We start from the raw sequence: 17,588 nt of genomic DNA on the forward strand, positions 1-17,588 counted from the left end.
AAGATACGAATATTCAAGATTTTCAAAAAGATAATGGCCACAAATTTAATTTAAACATCTGCTAAACAGTAATTTAAAAGCAGTGTTTCATCTAGCCTACATGATCTGCTTATTTTTTGTAATTTTAAATAAAACCTCAACATGAAGAAAGTACTTATTGCTGTAGATTACAATCCCGTCTCTGAAAAGGTTGCCCAAAAAGGATATGAACTTGCAAAAAATTTGAATGCTGAAGTTTGTCTCATTCATGTATTAGATGATGTAGGCTTCTATGGGGCTCATTATCCAACATTTATGGGATATGATGGTTATTCGGGAATGGGACCGGACCTCGATGTGGCCATGGAAATGAGGAATATTGCTGAAGAATTCCTGGAAAAGGCACAAAAACATCTTAATGACCCCCAGGTAAAGACACATTTGGCCGAAGGTGATACAGCTAAATCCATAATGGCTTACGGAGAGGAGTGGGGGGCAAGTATGCTGGTCATGGGAACCCACAGCCATTCTGTCCTGGAAAAGCTTTTACTTGGAACGGTAGCCGAAAAGGTCCTGGAAAAAACAAAGATCCCCGTGTACCTTGTTCCTGTAAAGGAGAAATAAATTCCCGATTAAGTTTTCTTTTTGCGTACATTAGGGTTTAACATATTGATAATCAGGTTTTATTAAATTGCTTTACCTGAAACTTTGATTATTATTGCTCCCCAATTTTCAGCTATTAACCAGTAAAACCTTAGGTTATGAAAAATGAAAAACTATCAGGAATGTTGATGCTCTTTGCTTTAATGTTCTCTACAGCAGGAATTATAGCTCAGGAAAGGGCAGTTGATTCTACCAATTCTGTCGTTCGTACCATGAATGATAAAGATTTACAATGGGGACCCTGCCCGGAATTTATGCCTGATGGATGTGAGATCGCTGTTCTTCATGGAGATCCTTCTAAAAGGAATGTAGATATTTTGTTTAAAGTAGCTGCAGGTTCAGATATTCCCAATCATGCCCATACCTCTGCCGAACGTATGGTGCTGCTTTCGGGAGAAATGGAAGTTACCTATGAGGGAGAACAAACCCGGAAATTAAAAGAAGGTTCCTATGCCTATGGACCTGCAAAAAAACCACATTCGGCAAGGTGTGGAGGTTCTGGTCCCTGTGTGCTTTTTATTGCTTTTGAAGAGCCGCTGGATGCCTATGCGGTTCAAAAATGACATTTTAACAAAGAATTTCTTTGAAAATGTAAAAAACTGGATTTCAGCGATAAATTATTGTACTAATAAATAAAAAGAAATTATAACTTTGCATTTTAGTTCAAGTCCTGAATTATTTTAAGGTAAATCTTCTTCTCCTGATTTTTTCCCCGAATTTTTTTTGAACTTCAACTAAAAACTTTATATTCATTTGAAATCCAATTAAATCGCTAATGGCAAAATCACAACAGACGTACAACAAAATTGAAAAAGAAAAGAAGCGCTTAAAAAAGCGTGAAGAAAAGAAGAAAAAGAAGGAAGAAAGAAAGGCAAGTGGAGATTCTGTCTCTGAATTTGCTTATGTAGATGAATTTGGCAATCTTACAGATACTCCGCCAGATCCTTCTCAGAAAGTGGAAGTTGACGCTGAAAGTATTGAAATTGGTATTCCTAAGAAAGAGGAGTCAGACGAAGAAAATGATTTTAGTAAGGAGGGAAAAGTTTCCTTTTTTGATCATTCCAAAGGCTTTGGTTTTATTCTTGACAGCAACAGCCAGGAAAAGTATTTTGTACATGTTACCGGTCTTATTGATGAAATAGAAGAGAACGACAAAGTTACTTTTGAACTGGAGAAAGGCCCTAGGGGTATGAATGCAGTAAGAGTAAAGAAGATATAAATATTTCCTTTTTTAGAAGGTATATTAAAGAGCGGCAGTAAATACTGCCGCTCTTTTTTTATGTTTTAAGATTTTAACCAGCTTTGACGCAATTCCATTTGTTCAGCTGTTGGGTTCATGATCTCCACGAGCCGTTTTCCGGTAGACATTGGTTCAACTACCTTTCCTTCTACTTTTAGTTCCTCTCCATTTCTCTCAATGGTGAAACTTATAGGATCTCCCACAGACCAGTTCGCAGAATCTCCAATAAGATCATAAACATTCTGAACATTATAGGATTTTCCATTAATAGCTTTGATTCTATCTCCCGCCATTAATCCAAGTTCTTCAAAGAAAGTGCTCAATGACAAATCATCCCTCAAGACAATTTCGCCGGACTCATTTACTGTGATGTAAGGAGTAGAAGGATCCTGAAGGAAATAATCAACAGGAAGTTCTCCTTCCCGCATTTCCAAACCTACTTTTTCAAAAAACTCGTTGTAGGGGATAGGAGTATTCCCGCTTACATATGTATTTAAGAATTCTCCAATTTCGGGATAAGTTAATTCTGTTATTACCGGAAAAAGATCTTCGTCTTCAAATGGCTTGTCTTTACCATACATTTGTGTTAGTTGCTTCATAAGATCAAGCAAACCCATTTCTCCATTGCTCAATTCCTTTAATCTAATGTCCAGGGCCATTCCAATTAATGCTCCTTTTTGGTACACATTGTAATAGCTGTTTTTATATTCATCTTCAAGTATGTTCTGGCTCATTTCTGTAAAGGACATGGTGTCGTCAAAATTCTTTGATACCATTATCTTTTCCTGCATCCTGTCATAGAAATCCTGATTTGTAATAAGCCCCTGGTTCACCTGAAATAGATTTGCAAAGTATTCTGTAACTCCTTCGTAAAGCCATAGGTGACGTGACATTTGAGGATCATTGTAGTCGAAATAATGCACCTCCTTTGAATGTACTCCCAGCGGAGTCAAAATGTGAAAAAATTCGTGAGAAACTATGTCTGTTAGAGACTTGTTAAGTGCCTCTTGCCCCATTTGTTCGGGCATAACAACAACTGTAGAAGTGTGATGTTCAAGAGCGCCAAAATTTGCAGCGTCGCCTTCTCCCGGGGTAGCAGATAAATACAGGAGTATCGCATATTTATCGGTGTTATCAATATCACCTAAAAAGTCCTTTTGGGCAGTGATCATTTTCTCCATAGCAGGTTTGAAATCCTGAGCATTGAATTTTTGGGAAGGCGAATAAACGTGTAGGAGCACATCCATTTTATCCACTTTAAAACTCACAGTATCGGGCGCCGCATACATAATAGGATTATCGGTCACCTCAAAATATCGGTTGACACGAAATATATCTCTGGTTCTTCCTGCACTAACTTCTGAAGATTCAGCAATATCAAGGGCACTCCCGGCATAAAGATCATTAGATCGAATAATTTCCAGTTGATAAGGTTCTTCAGTTAGATCGTTGAAATAACCCACGAACCCGTGAAGATTCAGAAGGAAATTTTTATCCTCATTGATATTAGTTCCCGCCATGGAGTAAATTCCTCCTTCTCCCGGAACATCAAATGTATCATTCATCCAGTAAGTCACTTTATCAAGGCGGGTGGCATTTGAAATGCTCCAGCTGTTCTCATCGTAGGCGGTTACCGGGAGCTCATTTCCTTTGTAATCATAAGCTTTAAGATTCTCTGCATAAGCTCCGAAATTGGAAGTAGAGTAGGTGCCGGGAACAGTCTTGGGAATAAAAAAGACAATAGTTTCAGTTTTTATCTCGCCGGGATCCACAGTAACCATGACCTTATCATCCTTGACATTTACCAAATCCAGGGTGGCAACAATGGGTTGAACAGTAGTTCCAGGAACTTGTGGACTTTTACACCCAATAGCCATGGCAGTCAATACCAGAACATAGATTATTTTCTTCATGAATAAAGTTTTTGTTTAAGAATAAGACTCCCTGTTTATTGAAACGTTACAGGGAATCGGTAATTGTACTTATTTCTTAGATTATAAATTTTCAAACTCAAGAGGTTTGGGTTTATGATTTTGATCAGGATTAAGCTAAATAAACTGGTTATCCTAAAATTTTAAAATTAAAAATGAATAAATTTATAGAGCAGATTTTAATTATAATTACGGGAATTAATGGATATCCATACTTACTTCTCAGCATTTAATTCCGGAATTTTCTCAATTTCTCTCCTTCTTGTTCCATTAAAACTATCAAAAGATGAAGATTTACGATGATAAACACATCAAAAATGTGGTCTTTGTAGGCGCTCATAATAGCGGTAAAACCACTTTGGCAGAAACCATGGTATTCGAAGCCGGTTTAATTAACAGGCGCGGTACTGTAGAAGCAAAAAATACAGTCTCAGATTACCATGATATTGAGCACGAAAAAGGAAATTCAATATTTGCAACTCCTCTGCATACAGAATGGCGAAATTATAAGATCAATATCATCGACACCCCCGGGTTGGACGACTATATAGGAGAGATCATTTCCTCCATTAGAGTGGCCGATACCATAGTCACTGTCCTCAATGGCCAGTACGGGGTAGAAGTAGGGACAGAGATCATTTGGAATTACATTAAAGAATTCCATAAACCTACCGTGTTCGTCATTAATCAAATTGATCATCCGGGACTCAATTTCGAAAAAAGTTTTAATAGTATTAAATCCCTGGTAGGGAATAAGGTAGTTAAAATTCAATATCCGGTTGTAATTGATGGTGCACAATGTATCATTGACGTTCTTAAAATGAAAATGTATCGATTTTCTGCTGAAGGAGGAAAACCCGAAAAATTCCCTATTCCTGACGACCAAAAGGTTACAGCCGTTGCTTTACACAACGAACTGGTGGAAAAAGCTGCCGAAAATGATGAGGAGTTAATGGAATTATTCTTTGAAAAGGGATCCCTTAACGAAGATGAAATGCGCAAAGGAATAAAAGCCGGTATGCTCAACTATGACCTGTTTCCGGTTTTCTGTATGTCTGCTCTTAATGATATGGGAAGCGGAAGACTCATGGGCTTTATCGATAATGTCGCTCCCGCAGCAATTGATTTAAAACCTGAAGTTAGTGCAGAAGGAAAAAATATTTTACCTAAAACTGAAGCACCCCCTGTTTTATTCGTCTTTAAAACTGTCCATCAACCCAATTTAGGACAAGTGACCTTTTTTAAGGTAAAAAGGGGAGAGGTAAGAATAAATGATAAGCTGGTGAATACCAGAAATGGGGAAACAGAGGTTTTTAATCAGCTCTTTATTATGGATGGTAAAGAAAGAAATCCTATTTCCAAACTGGTAGTGGGGGATATTGGAGCCACCCTTAAGTTAAAACATACCGAAACCAATGACACCCTGGCCGCACCCGGAGAGGAAGTTTCTATCAAACCAATAGAATATCCACAGCCTAGGATAAGGAGAGCGGTTTCTGCTATGAATACCAAGGATGAGGAAAAACTTAATGATGCATTGAAAAAGATCCACAGCCAGGATCCTACTGTGGAGATCTCTTTTTCCAACGAAACCAGGCAGTTGATCCTGGCCTGCCAGGGCGAGCTTCACCTTGCAACAATAGATTGGCTCCTCAGGAACGTTTATGGTGTAGAGGCAAGCTTTGAAAAACCAAGAATCTCTTTCCGGGAAACCATCCAACGACCATCAGCATCAAATTACAGACATAAAAAACAGTCGGGTGGTTCCGGTCAGTTTGCAGAAGTGCATATGAAAATTGAACCCTGGGAGGAAAAAATGCCTGAACCCGAAGGTTTTAATATCAGGGGAAAAGAAGAGCTCGATCTGCCATGGGGCGGGAAATTGGTTTTTTATAACTGCATTGTTGGAGGGGTCATCGATCAACGTTATTTACCTTCTGTTATGAAAGGGATCATTGAAGTTATGGAAAAAGGTCCTTTGACCGGTTCATATATTCGTGATGTTAGAGCCATGATCTACGACGGAAAAATGCACTCGGTGGATTCTAATGATATTTCCTTTAAAATTGCAGGGGCACATGCTTTTAAAGAAGCGTTTTTAAATGCAGCTCCTAAACTTTTGGAGCCTGCTCTTGATCTTACTGTAAAGGTGCCTGAAGAAATGGTGGGAAATGTCATGACCGAACTTCAAAGCCGTCGCTCTATTATCCAGGGGATTGAAAGTGAAGATAATTACCAGGTTCTAAAATGTATTGCACCAGAATCTGAATTGTTTGGTTTTTCAACCGAACTCCGTTCCCTTACAAAGGGACGGGCAACATTTAGTACAGATTTCAATGGGTATCAACCTGTTCCTGCTAATATCCAGGAGAATTTGACGAAGAGTAAAGAATTAGCTTAATGAATATTTAAAGTAAACTGAATGGAATTTTTTAAATTTGTTAGTGTCAAGACTTCAGAAGCTGAGCTTAGATCGCTACTTTCTCTCGAAAATCTGAGTATTTACAGTAGTGAGCTGCTTCCTTTAAAGGAAATAGAAGATGACCGGGTGAGAATAGGAGGGGTGTGGGGAGAATTCACACTTACGTCCCATCCTATTGCCGGAGGTTTGCGTTTCGCCTTACAGGAGTGTCCAAATGCCCTTACCTGGACGGTTACTACCGGATTTCCTCCTGAACCAGAAGTCATTGTTATCCATTTAACAATAAACAGAAAACAGAAGGAACAGGATTTCTTAGAGGAAATCGAAGAATTCATGGAAGATTTGGCGGCGGGTATTATGAAGGTTTTTACCCCGGTAGAACATACTTAGTTAATTACCAGTGATTTGAAAAGATAAAATTTTAAAACCCGTGATTTTTCGGAAGTTACGGGTTTATTATTTTTACTTACTTTTAAGAAAATCAAGAATAGACCTCATGAAAGCTGAAGTTCTACAGGCCCAATTAAAAGAAATGCAGGATTATATAAAATATAATACTCAGCAAAATTCAGAAGTATCAGGGGCGCCCGTTGGCTGGCATCTGGCACATAATCTTAAGGTCATCCATTCGATCCTTGGCTCACTGGACATCTCAGACCCTGCTCGCTACCAATGGAAATTCAGCTGGAAAAAGGAACTGGTTTATCTTACCGGGAAAATTCCGAGAGGAAAAGCCAGGGCTCCAAAAAAGGTTATTCCGGAGGAGAATATTTCCGCAGAAGAACTGCAGGATCAAATATCAAGAGCGAGTCGCAAAATTACCGGTATTCCAAAGCTTGCCAAAAATGCCTTTTTTGAGCATCCTTATTTTGGGCATATCAAAAGAGATGAAACTACAAAATTCCTGGTAATACATACAGAGCATCATCTCAAGATCATTAGGGACATTCTTGGTGAAAAGGTTAATTAATTAAAATTTTTGGCCAATTAACTTTTCAGAAAAAGGATTAAAAAAAATCTCTCCAAAAATGTTATTTCAGAGAGATTCTTTTAGTAAAAGGTAATTCAGAAATTAATCCTGGAATTGCGGTTGAAGTTCCTCGTCCTTTAAATGCTTGGCATAAAAGCCCATCATTGCCTTATAAAGGTCGATCCTGTTTTCTTCCTTTCCAAAACCATGTCCCTCATCATATTTTACCATATAAGGCACATCAACACCTTTTGCACGTAATGCTCTTACAATTTGATCGGACTCATCAATATTTACGCGTGGGTCATTAGCTCCCTGAACCACGAACAATGGTTTTTTGATCTTGTCAATATGGAACACCGGTGAAACTTCTTCCATAATGGCTTTTTCTTCAGGAACTTTTTCGTCATACCAAATTTCCCTTAGGATTTGCTCATAAGGCTTCCAATATGGAGGAATGGTTTCCATAAAAGTAAATAGATTGGAAACCCCCACGTAATCTACACCCGCAGCATAAAGATCCGGAGTTTTTGTAAGTCCTCTCAATACGGCATATCCACCATGGCTGCCTCCATAAATAGCGGCTTTATCGGGATCTACCCAGCCCTGGTCGACCACGTATTTTAAACCATCTTCAACATCATCCATAGCTTTTCTTCCAATTTGCTTAAAGCCAGATTCCATAAATTCGCGTCCATAACCCCCGGAAATTCTGAAGTTCACCTGTAGTGTAGCATAACCGCGGCTGGCAAACAATTGCGCCTCGGGATTGAAACCCCAGGAATCTCTAATTCCTTGTGGTCCACCATGAGGATTAACTATCACCGGAACTTTTTGCCCTTCTAAAGCGGCTTTTGGAAGTGTAATATAACCATGTATGGTTTTGCCATCCCGGCTTTTAAAACTAATAGGCCTCATTTCGGCCATATCTTCAGCTTTTAGCTGGGGCATCAAGTTGTACAACAATTCAAATTCATCGGCCTCTACATCATAAGACCAGTATTCGCCGTATAACTTATCACTCTGCAGGAAAATTAGATATTTACTTTCGTTATCGGTCTTATCGGCTATAGAATATTGCTTATCTGGAAATTCTTCGGTGATTCGTTTATGTAACTTTTTATAGTAGTCACTTACCGGCACGATTTCCCTTTTTTCCCCTTCATAAGAGTAATAATCCAATTCGTAATCCCGGTGTCGTGACAGGGAGACTCCAGAAATATCATAATTGTCATTTGAAAACAATTTTTTGATCACTTTGTCTTCTTTCAGGTCGTATAGATAAACCGTGTTTTTGTCTGTTTCAAGATTGGAAACTACGTATGCATCATGCGGATAATCTGTTGCGTAATTTAACGTAGGACTAAAAGTGTCTTTCCAGTTAATTTGCTTTACGACATCAAAATCCTTCGTTTCTGTATCCTTATTGTAGTAAAGATCCATATTAACACCTTCACGCAGGCGAACAAAACCTCTTAACGTTCCATCCTTGTCAAACAGGTAATTCATGATGGGATTTGCTATATCATCATTCGTGTATAACTTTTCCATCTCTCCGGTCTTAATATTCACCTTATAAGGTTCAAAAACCTGTGCATTTTCCTTGTTCAAGGCAACGATAACGTGGTTCTTATCATCTTTTAAGATGTCAAGAATCTGTGTCTGTACACCTTCAAACGGAGTTAGGTCCATTGTATTTGAACCATCAACATCTGCTGCATATAAATGGTAATTTTCATTACCACCTTTGTCCATTACATAGAGTAGTCTATCCTCATTAGCCCAGCCATAGCCACGTACCAATTCTTCCTTTTCTACAATCGCCTGAGTGATTTCACCGGTTTCAAGGTTCTTCACATAGACATGGTTTTTAGCATTTTCATCCTTTTCCCTGTAGGACATATATTTACCTTCCGGAGAAAACTGGAATGAACTGGCCTTTGGTTTGGCAAAATAATCCTCTACATCATATTTGTACTTTCCCTGGTCGTATGCCGCCAATTGCTCTAATTCCTTTTCGGAAGAAGGCAGGGATTGATCTCCCGGAACTGTTTTCTCAACTTTCTGAAGTACCAAAGGAAATTCCTGTCCCGACTGTTTAAAAGTTCCGGTAATGGTTTCCCCTTCAAGGGTACCTGTATAAGTTGCCCCAATTTGGGCGTAGGCGAGGGTAACCTGGTTATTTTCCAGTTCGACCTTGTCCAGTGGCAATCCAAAAGCTCCCTGAAGCGGACTATCCATAGTTCCGGAAAGAGAGTCATTCTCTTTTGTGATATCAAATTTCAAGGGCAGTTCATTGCCCTGCACATTTAATTTCCCTTCCCAGGAACCTTGTATTTCCTGAGCCTGGATCCCGCTAATTCCCGTTAAAACCGAAAATAACAGAATAGAGGACAACTTTAAAAACTTGTTTTTCATTATTTAACAATTTAACAGTTAGGTCGCATAAGTTAGGTAATTTTCTGAAATCCTCATTTAATATATGCTGAAGGAACTTAGAACAAATTGGCCGTAGGTACACACGGTTAAATATTAGGGCAACCAGAAAAATTCAGAATTAAGGTCACTGATGTAAAGTGGAAGTATAAAATCTTTTTTTACAAAATGAACTATAAGGGACGCTTTTAAGTACAGCTTTAATAACCAAAAGAACCTGACGCGGTAAAACGTACTGAGGTCTAAGAATTACAAACCAGCATTCCTTTTTTAAAAGGCTCAATTTGCACTATAATTTATATTATGTAAAATAGAATATTTGAAAAGGAGAAGACATTTAATTATACCTCTTCCTCAAATCCTCAACCGACCTCCTTATCAATTTACTTAACTTCTCCCTATTAATATCCTCCAGTTTCTTCACATATAAACAGGAAGACGATGTTTTATATTTCCCCAGGTTTTCCAGAATATCGTTGTATTCCTTAAATCCTGTCATTATATAAATTGTTAGGTTCTGCTTACGGGGAGAAAATCCCGTAAGAAACCAATCTCCTTCGTGACCAGATTTATACTTGTAATGATACTTCCCAAAACCTATCATATTTTCTCCCCACATTTTTGCGGGTTCACCCGTTACTTCAGAAAACATTTTTAAAAGTTCCCGACAGTCCGATTGCCGTTGCTTATTTTCTATCTGGTCCAGGAAATCTGTTACGCTGGCATCGTTTTGCTTGATTTTTAGATCTGCCATATCAATTTACTGCCGGTTGACTATTCTTCCGTCGTAAGAGATCTTCTCCCGTTGTGTCGAGGTCACAGAAGTTCGGGCCACGCCATTAGGATAGATTGTAATAAAGAAGTTAAGATTTTCTGTTTTCCTATTACCTTCAAAAATGACATTCACAGCTCCTTTTTTGAGATTTTCTTCTATTTGCAGCTTCTCTGGAACTCCTTTGTATTGAATAGCGCCACCATCACTGTCATAAGCGCCACCCGCATACCGCTCGCCAAAAAAAGGAAGAAAAACTTCTACACTGTCATTTTCAAATTTTATATGGTTGGGGTTTCCAATCAAATTCACCCGGCTGTATTGTGTGGGATTGGCCCATTCATTTTCAATTTCAAATTCCAGGTCCCTAACCATTTCCACCATCTGCTTATACTCCGGGGAATCTGCAGTTCCTTTGTTTTGACTTCCACAGGAAACCAGTATTAACGAAAGAAATATGACCGATAATGATATCTGCTTTTTCATAACATTCAGTTTTCTTTTCAAATTACGAAATTTCATGAATTGATTTACAGTACATTCCACATTCCTGCTTCATTTTCTGCTTCTTATCGTCAGTTAAAGTAGTCTGAAAATAAACACAATTAGTATTCTTTTGACAGCTTTTAAGAAGGTTAATTAGGACCTTAAGGTACTTAAAACCTATTTGCTATGAACATAAAAAAAGTAACTGTCTTTGGAACCGGAAATTTTGGTGCCCGTTTGGCTTTTCATATTGCCTTTAATAATATTGACGTTACTGTTTATGACCGGGATTATGGTTTACTGGAAGAAGCCAGGACAAGATTTCGCGAATTTGGCGATAATTATCAGCAAAATTCCGGAGCCTCAAAGGAACAGATAGACGCTGCGCTTGCCAATATTGCTTACTCTATGGATATTACTGAAGCTGCGGGCAATGCACAACTTATAATTGAGGCCGTGGCAGAAGATCTTGAGGATAAAAAAAGCTTCTACAGGGAACTTCAAAAAACAGCGCCTCAAAATGCCTTTTTTGTCTCCACATCCCAGGGATTAGACCCGGAAATACTTTCAAAAGCATCTGGCAGACCCGAAAACTTTCTGATCCTCCACTTTATAGGCAAAATTAGTGAATCCCCTTCTCTCGAGATCATTGCTTTACCGGACGCACGGCAGAATGTCCTGCAATCTGTCGCCGAATTCTCAGAAACTATAGGAATGGAAGTACACATCAAACATCCTGAAAAGCAGAACTAAAAAGACCCGGATGAAAATCCGGGTCTTTTTTTATCTGGTCTTATATTCAGTCTTATTTAACCTGTTTCCTTTCGTTATCGGTTACTGTGTTCTCCTTTACAGCTCCAACTTCACGATTCTTTAATTGTTCCTTGAATTCATTAATAATTCCTCCTTTAAGAAGCACCTGTATTTGCCTGTCACTCATAGTGTGCCTGGTTTCAAACTCCACACGCTGACCATTTGGTTTTTCTACAGTTACCTTTATGTTATTTCGGTTTTTCACGTCTTCCCTTAAATTGAGAAGGTTCACCTGGTCCCCCTGCTCTATCTTATCATAATCGGCAATATCAATAAATTCCAGAGGTAAAATTCCGAAGTTTACGAGGTTTTGCCATGCAATTCGAGCATAAGAATTTGCAATAACAGCGATCTGTCCCAGGTATTTTGGAGCCAGTGCAGCGTGCTCTCTACTTGAGCCCTGAGCATAATTATCTTTTGCTACCACCACATGACCTCCATAATGATCCTTGGCTTCTTGTGCCCTGTCATAAAAAGTGTCATCAATTACAGAATAGGAGAATTTACTAATTTCGGGCAAATTACTTCTAAAAGGCAGCACTTCTGCTCCTGCCCTCAGGATCTCATCGGTGGATACATTGTCACCCATTTTGAGCAAAACCGGAATGTCACAGGCTTCTCTCAAGGGTTCAATGTATGGAAGAGATTTGATGTTCGGCCCTTTCTTAAGTTCTACCTCAGAACCATTTTCGGGTGGTGCTACCAACATCATGGTATTAATAAGCTCTTTTTCGGGATATTCATACCTCGGGTATTTCATATCATACAGCTTTTCAAGGTCCCGGGGATCTGTGATCTTTCCGGTAAGGGCCGATGCTGCAGCAGTTTCCGGACTACACAAATAAACCTGATCATCTTCTGTTCCAGACCTACTGGGGAAATTCCGTGGCATGGTCCTTAAACTAATGGTATCTGAAGCCGGTGCCTGTCCCATCCCAATACATCCCATACAACCAGATTGGTGAAAACGTGCTCCCGCTGCGATCAATTTTTCGAATCCTTTGTTAGCGATAAGATTTTGAATTACCTGTCTTGAAGTTGGATTAACGTCAAAAGAAACTTCTTCGCGTGTAGCTTTGCCATCCACTATGGCTCCAACTACCCAAAAATCCCTGACGCCTGGGTTTGCAGATGATCCTATAACCACCTGGCCAATTTCCAGTCCTTCCACTTCTCTCACAGGAACAACATTTCCGGGACTGGTAGGTTTGGCAATAAGAGGGATAAGATCATCCAGTACGATTTCATCCTCAAGATCATAAGAACAACCTTCATCGGCTACTAATTCTGTCCAGTCCTCTTCCCTGCCCTGGCTTTTCAGGAATTTTCGTGTCATTTCATCACTTGGAAATACAGTAGTGGTTGCACCTAGTTCGGCTCCCATATTGGCAATAACATGCCGGTCCATGGCACTTAATTCTTTTAATCCCGGGCCATAATATTCAATCACTTTCCCTACTCCGCCTTTTACGTCATATCGTCGCAGCATCTCCAGGATCACATCTTTTGCACTTACCCAGTCGGGCATTTTCCCTGTTAGCTTCACTCCCATCACTTGTGGCATCTTCACAAAGTATGGCTGGCCTGCAATTGCGGCAGCCACATCAAGTCCTCCGGTTCCAATCGCCAGCATTCCTAAAGATCCTGCTGCCGGCGTGTGGGAATCTGATCCCACCATGGTTTTGCCGGGCTTTCCAAAACGCTCCATATGTACAGGATGACTCACTCCATTTCCCGGTCTACTGTACCAAATTCCAAATCGTTGAGAAGCGGAAAGCAGGAATGCGTGATCATCTGCATTCTTAAAATCTGTCTGTAACAGGTTGTGATCCACGTACTGCACAGCAACTTCTGTTTTAGCACGATCTAATCCCATAGCTTCCAATTCCAGCTGTACAAGGGTTCCCGTGGCATCCTGCAGTAGGGCCTGGTCAATTTTTATTCCAATCTCCTTGCCCGGGGTCATTTCCCCTTGTAGAAGATGTTCTTTAATTAATTTTTGGGTGACGTTGAGTTTTGACATTTCTTGAAGATTTATTTCCTTTAAATTATCAATTTTCCCACGGAATCATGGGTGTTTTAACAATATCTTATATTTGGAGCAAGTGAACCGGGAGTTTATTAAATAAGAAAAGGACTAACCGAAAAGCATCTTCCATATACGTTTGCCGGAACTTTTAAGGTTATTAAACCTTGAAAATTGAGGCCAACGCGAAAATACTTCAGGGAATAGTCCCATCCTGCGATTGATAACCGCCAAAGTCATTTAAGACCGGTGGCAGTTGGTTATCCTATTCTTTTTTAGGTAATTATAGATTGTGGTTACTTCCACCTTCTCCTGTATTACCCAGTTTTACTATTAGATCCTTTTGCTGTCCTTCAGAAAGATTAAATTTTGGCTTCCCTTTATAAGGAAAGAAATACCTGAATTCATTCGTGTACGTTCTCCAGTTCTCTGCGATCCCGCGATTCTTATTTTCGCTACCGGTATCGGCTCTTTTGATCTCATTCCCTTCCTGGTCATAAGGAGTGGCTTCAACAGTGTTCCCGGCGAAGATCATTCCTTCATTAATTTCCGAATAAATTACAGCTGTTTCCCCGCTTTTTGAAGGGAAATCTGTTAGTTCAATAGAAAAGTGTTTGAAAATATCATTTTTGGAATTAATATCCCGTACGTTAAAATCTGTATTGGTATTATTCACAGGGTGACTAAAAATTGGAGCACCGCCTGCATCTTCAGAAATTTCTTTAAGAGGAGCATATGTTTTTTGAAGCGCGTCCTTATGCGTCACTAATATACCTTTGATCTTATATCCTTCTTCCACCAGGTGTTTGATTCCTTTTTTGGCCCCTGGAGCAGTAGTATCAATAAGGAGCATATCCTGTCTGTTAAGGTGCCTAATTGCATATCCCTGGGCGCCATTATCCATTTTGATTATAAAGGTATCAGGGATCATCTTGTGGAATTTCCCCGCTTCAGCTTGTTGAATAAATTCAGCCGACTGGCTGCTAATAACTTCTTTCTTATCGACAGATTTCATGTATTTCTAATTTTTGGATTCAATTTAAAGATACAATCACACCCAAAATCGTCCAAAGCCCTTAAGACTGTTTAACTGAGGTTTCACAGTTAATTAACGACAGGCTATAGGCGCTGAACCTGCCATGACCACTAAAAGAAAAACGATCGAGAAAAATGCATTCCTTCCTGCTCAAAAAAGGCATTCCTTGTGCATCTTTTTTAAGCTGAAGTTCATGTGGCTCCACATCAAAATGTTCGGCCACTTTTGTAATGAGTAGCTTTTTTACTGCGGAAGAAGAGCCTTCCAAAATAACATTTTTGAAACCAGATGCAGGTATTTTTTCTACTGAAGTGTGGATATATTCTGAAGTTATTTCTGAAGAAGACGAATATAAATGACCTTCAATTTCTATTGTGCCTGTAGCATTTCCTGAAGTCATTTCTAAAATTGAGCATTCCTGCATCAACCAGTTTAGTCTTCTCGGCAATTGGAATTCTCGTTGATGAGCTTTATACGCAGCTTCTTTCATGCTCCATAAAAGCCATACTAGTTTGTCTTCATCTGTTGATGTGGTAATGATTTCCTGTTCGGCCGGGGAAAATACTTTTTGTAAAAAGCCCTTTCGGCGCCAGTTGCTTTGGCTGCCGGCCAGTTCCAGGTCTATCACATCATTGCCTATCACTGTTCTTTTTGCTTGGTTTTTATGATCTCCACGGCATCATTTACTGTAAGCATATTGTCCATGGAGTCGTTGTCAATAGCGATATTGAATTCATCTTCTACGTCCAGCACAATATCTACAAGGTTAGCCGAATTTATCTCCAGGTCCTTTATAAAATCTGTGTCCTGTCCAAAATCCTGAAATGCAAGATCGTTCTGAACATATGGTTTCACAATTTTTTTGAGACAGTAAATGATTTCTTTTGTTTCCATATTTTGGTTCAAAGTTTATAGTTTTTTTAAAGTCTGTGAGGTCTCATTTTTTTTCTGATCACTGACCACTGACCACTGACCACTAATTATAATCACTAATCCCGGAATTTACTAAAAATCACCACCGCATTCACATCTCCAAATCCAAAACTTGCTTTGGCAACATTATTTACCTCCTTAAAAATAGTTTTTTCCGGAACTTTCTCGCGGTTCACTATCTCTTCAATTTCTGGATGCAGGTCCTCGGAATTAATATTTCCAAAAATAAAATCTTCAGAAATCTGAAGTACGCTCGCTACACTTTCAATACTTCCAGCCGCACTAAGGCAATGGCCGGTAAGACTTTTAAGGCTGTTAATATGTGGAAAATCATTCCCTTTAAGATCAAGGGCTTCGCTCCAATTCCTAATTTCGGTTGCATCCATGGAAGTGGCGGTGATATGACCATTAATGGCATCCAGTTCTTCTGGCCGTACTCCGGCGTCAAAAATGGCATTTTTGATACACCTGTTTACACCTTCAGAATTAGGAGCTGTCATGGAACCCTTATTTCTTTGGCCGCCGCTGTTAACGTGCCCCCCAAGAACTTCGGCATAGATCTTCGCCCCTCTTTCCAGGGCAGATTCAAGATCTTCAACAACCGTGGCCCCTGCTCCACTCCCCGGCACAAATCCTGCAGCCGATTCGCTCATGGGTCTGGATCCTGCTTCCGGATTGTCATTGTATTTGTGCGGCAAAATGCGCATAGCATCAAATCCGCCCCAAATGTAAGGTCCGCTTTCGCCACAACTTCCCGCCAGGATTCTTTTTGCTTTTCCTGAGCGAATCCTGTCGGCGGCCATTAAAATAGCTTCAGTTCCTGTAGTACAGGCCGAGGAATTGGTAGTTACCTGATTCCCACAGGCGAGCCTGCTGTTTAGATAAGCGCTAATCCCACTGGCCATTGTTTGTATCACAGTAGTACTACCAAGCCTGCGAGTGTTTTTATCATCAATAAGGTAGATCCCCTCACGAAATTTATCGACTCCCAGGATCCCGGTTCCAAAGATGATCCCACTGTCCCAGTTGGTTTCTGCTTCGGGCCCTATAGGTAGACCTGCATCTTTCCAGGCATCAACACCTGAGATCATTCCGTAAACTATTCCGCTACTGTTAAGACCCCGCAGTTCCAGGTCGGTGAAATACTCCTTCAGCATTTCCTCAGGAATTTCAGGCTGCCCCGCGATCTGGCACCTAAACTTCAGCCTTTCCAGCTCGGGTATTAGTCTTATTCCGCTTTTGCCCTTTTTAAGAGCTTCAGAAAATGCGGCTAATCCCACTCCGTTGGGAGCGGCCACGCCCATTCCTGTTATTACTACTCTTCTATTCATTCAGCTTTTATCATTCCTGAAATTTCTCCCCTGCAAACGAGTTTTTCTTCAGCATTAAACATTTGTACTTTACATTTCAACTTGTTGAACCTGAAATATTCTTTTTCAGAAACTACCTTCACTTTTTCCCCGGGCAAAACAGGTAAATAGTAATCTACTGTTGCATTTGATAAAGCAACTCCAAAGTTTCCAAGATCCCTGTCCTTCAGAAGAAATATTCCGAGGCAAACCACCCCGATCTGGGCCATACATTCGGTTAAGATCACACCGGGAGTAACAGGATTATCCTTAAAATGTCCACGGTAGAAATAGGCGTCCTTTTTAAATGTATAAGTTCCTGAAATGCCATTTTCGGTCACCTCTTCCAGCTCATCCACAAAAAGGAAAGGTTCGGAATAGGGAAGAAGCTCTATTATTTTCTTTTTAATATTCAATTTTTTAGGTTACAGGTTACGGGATTCGAGTTGCGGGTTACGCGCTGCCAGTTGCCAATTTTTAATCTTTAAAAAATAAGCAGAAGCCATCAATTTTTAGGTTATCTATTAACTAT

At 39.7% G+C, this 17,588-nt stretch carries 17 protein-coding genes; 7 read left to right on the forward strand and 10 right to left on the reverse strand.

The window, feature by feature from the left end:
- The first annotated feature begins 141 nt into the window (after positions 1–141).
- From LA313_RS01995 to LA313_RS02005, 3 genes are all read left to right on the forward strand, one after another.
- Positions 142–603, forward strand: coding sequence for a universal stress protein (locus LA313_RS01995; RefSeq protein ID WP_228912940.1), 462 nt, complete (start codon positions 142–144; stop codon positions 601–603).
- Between the two features lie 137 nt (positions 604–740).
- Positions 741–1,205, forward strand: coding sequence for a cupin domain-containing protein (locus LA313_RS02000; RefSeq protein ID WP_228912941.1), 465 nt, complete (start codon positions 741–743; stop codon positions 1,203–1,205).
- A 212-nt stretch (positions 1,206–1,417) separates the two neighbouring features.
- A complete protein-coding gene (locus LA313_RS02005) occupies positions 1,418–1,861 on the forward strand; it encodes a cold-shock protein (protein WP_228912942.1) in 444 nt (147 codons plus the stop codon).
- Positions 1,862–1,926: 65 nt separating this feature from the next.
- On the opposite strand, the gene LA313_RS02010 is transcribed toward LA313_RS02005, so the two are convergent.
- The gene (locus LA313_RS02010; protein ID WP_228912943.1) at positions 1,927–3,795 is read right to left on the reverse strand and encodes a M61 family metallopeptidase; all 1,869 of its coding nucleotides are present in this window, start codon (positions 3,793–3,795) and stop codon (positions 1,927–1,929) included.
- A gap of 304 nt (positions 3,796–4,099) precedes the next feature.
- On the opposite strand from LA313_RS02010, the gene LA313_RS02015 reads away from it, so the two are divergent.
- The 3 genes from LA313_RS02015 to LA313_RS02025 all read left to right on the forward strand — a co-directional run bounded on the left by LA313_RS02015 (position 4,100) and on the right by LA313_RS02025 (position 7,205).
- Positions 4,100–6,214, forward strand: a complete 2,115-nt coding sequence (locus LA313_RS02015) for an elongation factor G (protein WP_228912944.1) — start codon at positions 4,100–4,102, stop codon at positions 6,212–6,214.
- A 21-nt stretch (positions 6,215–6,235) separates the two neighbouring features.
- Positions 6,236–6,625 (forward strand): hypothetical protein, encoded by a 390-nt coding sequence (locus tag LA313_RS02020; RefSeq protein ID WP_228912945.1) that lies wholly within the window; start codon positions 6,236–6,238, stop codon positions 6,623–6,625.
- 106 nt (positions 6,626–6,731) lie between these two features.
- Complete coding sequence (locus LA313_RS02025) at positions 6,732–7,205, forward strand: DUF1569 domain-containing protein (protein ID WP_228912946.1); 474 nt, start codon at positions 6,732–6,734, stop codon at positions 7,203–7,205.
- Positions 7,206–7,307: 102 nt separating this feature from the next.
- On the opposite strand, the gene LA313_RS02030 is transcribed toward LA313_RS02025, so the two are convergent.
- The 3 genes from LA313_RS02030 to LA313_RS02040 form a co-directional block, all read right to left on the reverse strand.
- Positions 7,308–9,623: a S9 family peptidase gene (locus LA313_RS02030; protein ID WP_228912947.1), complete on the reverse strand. Its 2,316-nt coding sequence runs from the start codon at positions 9,621–9,623 to the stop codon at positions 7,308–7,310.
- A 355-nt stretch (positions 9,624–9,978) separates the two neighbouring features.
- A complete protein-coding gene (locus tag LA313_RS02035; protein WP_228912948.1) occupies positions 9,979–10,395 on the reverse strand; it encodes a DUF1801 domain-containing protein in 417 nt (138 codons plus the stop codon).
- Positions 10,396–10,401: 6 nt separating this feature from the next.
- The gene (locus LA313_RS02040; RefSeq protein WP_228912949.1) at positions 10,402–10,899 is read right to left on the reverse strand and encodes a DUF4251 domain-containing protein; all 498 of its coding nucleotides are present in this window, start codon (positions 10,897–10,899) and stop codon (positions 10,402–10,404) included.
- 186 nt (positions 10,900–11,085) lie between these two features.
- Here LA313_RS02040 and LA313_RS02045 point away from each other — a divergent pair, with 186 nt between their 5' ends.
- A complete protein-coding gene (locus LA313_RS02045) occupies positions 11,086–11,652 on the forward strand; it encodes a 3-hydroxyacyl-CoA dehydrogenase NAD-binding domain-containing protein (RefSeq protein ID WP_228912950.1) in 567 nt (188 codons plus the stop codon).
- Between the two features lie 52 nt (positions 11,653–11,704).
- Here the strand turns inward: LA313_RS02045 and LA313_RS02050 are convergent, their stop codons facing one another.
- From LA313_RS02050 to LA313_RS02075, 6 genes are all read right to left on the reverse strand, one after another.
- Positions 11,705–13,735 carry an aconitate hydratase gene (locus tag LA313_RS02050; RefSeq protein WP_228912951.1) on the reverse strand — a complete coding sequence of 677 codons (2,031 nt, stop codon included), beginning with the start codon at positions 13,733–13,735 and terminating at the stop codon, positions 11,705–11,707.
- A 286-nt stretch (positions 13,736–14,021) separates the two neighbouring features.
- Positions 14,022–14,753 carry a hypothetical protein gene (locus LA313_RS02055; RefSeq protein ID WP_228912952.1) on the reverse strand — a complete coding sequence of 244 codons (732 nt, stop codon included), beginning with the start codon at positions 14,751–14,753 and terminating at the stop codon, positions 14,022–14,024.
- Between the two features lie 61 nt (positions 14,754–14,814).
- Positions 14,815–15,417 (reverse strand): 4'-phosphopantetheinyl transferase family protein, encoded by a 603-nt coding sequence (locus LA313_RS02060; protein WP_228912953.1) that lies wholly within the window; start codon positions 15,415–15,417, stop codon positions 14,815–14,817.
- Positions 15,414–15,668 (reverse strand): acyl carrier protein, encoded by a 255-nt coding sequence (locus LA313_RS02065; protein WP_228912954.1) that lies wholly within the window; start codon positions 15,666–15,668, stop codon positions 15,414–15,416. Before LA313_RS02065 ends, LA313_RS02060 begins: the two co-directional genes overlap by 4 nt.
- A 95-nt stretch (positions 15,669–15,763) precedes the next feature.
- A complete protein-coding gene (locus LA313_RS02070; protein WP_228912955.1) occupies positions 15,764–17,038 on the reverse strand; it encodes a beta-ketoacyl-[acyl-carrier-protein] synthase family protein in 1,275 nt (424 codons plus the stop codon).
- Entirely contained in the window at positions 17,035–17,472 is a 438-nt protein-coding gene (locus tag LA313_RS02075) for a 3-hydroxyacyl-ACP dehydratase FabZ family protein (protein ID WP_228912956.1), read from the reverse strand. Before LA313_RS02075 ends, LA313_RS02070 begins: the two co-directional genes overlap by 4 nt.
- Positions 17,473–17,588: the final 116 nt, after the last annotated feature.

Origin of the sequence: Salinimicrobium sediminilitoris, from assembly GCF_020866905.1 — a bacterium.
Classification (GTDB): Bacteria; Bacteroidota; Bacteroidia; order Flavobacteriales; family Flavobacteriaceae; genus Salinimicrobium; species Salinimicrobium sediminilitoris.

Excerpts from the sequence above, each read along its gene's own strand:
- LA313_RS02030 (WP_228912947.1), bottom strand. The coding sequence starts at position 9,623 with ATGAAAAACAAGTTTTTAAAGTTGTCCTCTATTCTGTTATTTTCGGTT.
- LA313_RS02015 (WP_228912944.1), top strand. The coding sequence starts at position 4,100 with ATGAAGATTTACGATGATAAACACATCAAAAATGTGGTCTTTGTAGGC.
- LA313_RS02050 (WP_228912951.1), bottom strand. The coding sequence starts at position 13,735 with ATGTCAAAACTCAACGTCACCCAAAAATTAATTAAAGAACATCTTCTA.
- LA313_RS02025 (WP_228912946.1), top strand. The coding sequence starts at position 6,732 with ATGAAAGCTGAAGTTCTACAGGCCCAATTAAAAGAAATGCAGGATTAT.
- LA313_RS02010 (WP_228912943.1), bottom strand. The coding sequence starts at position 3,795 with ATGAAGAAAATAATCTATGTTCTGGTATTGACTGCCATGGCTATTGGG.
- LA313_RS02055 (WP_228912952.1), bottom strand. The coding sequence starts at position 14,753 with ATGAAATCTGTCGATAAGAAAGAAGTTATTAGCAGCCAGTCGGCTGAA.
- LA313_RS02005 (WP_228912942.1), top strand. The coding sequence starts at position 1,418 with ATGGCAAAATCACAACAGACGTACAACAAAATTGAAAAAGAAAAGAAG.
- LA313_RS02040 (WP_228912949.1), bottom strand. The coding sequence starts at position 10,899 with ATGAAAAAGCAGATATCATTATCGGTCATATTTCTTTCGTTAATACTG.
- LA313_RS02000 (WP_228912941.1), top strand. The coding sequence starts at position 741 with ATGAAAAATGAAAAACTATCAGGAATGTTGATGCTCTTTGCTTTAATG.
- LA313_RS02070 (WP_228912955.1), bottom strand. The coding sequence starts at position 17,038 with ATGAATAGAAGAGTAGTAATAACAGGAATGGGCGTGGCCGCTCCCAAC.
- LA313_RS01995 (WP_228912940.1), top strand. The coding sequence starts at position 142 with ATGAAGAAAGTACTTATTGCTGTAGATTACAATCCCGTCTCTGAAAAG.
- LA313_RS02035 (WP_228912948.1), bottom strand. The coding sequence starts at position 10,395 with ATGGCAGATCTAAAAATCAAGCAAAACGATGCCAGCGTAACAGATTTC.
- LA313_RS02045 (WP_228912950.1), top strand. The coding sequence starts at position 11,086 with ATGAACATAAAAAAAGTAACTGTCTTTGGAACCGGAAATTTTGGTGCC.
- LA313_RS02020 (WP_228912945.1), top strand. The coding sequence starts at position 6,236 with ATGGAATTTTTTAAATTTGTTAGTGTCAAGACTTCAGAAGCTGAGCTT.
- LA313_RS02065 (WP_228912954.1), bottom strand. The coding sequence starts at position 15,668 with ATGGAAACAAAAGAAATCATTTACTGTCTCAAAAAAATTGTGAAACCA.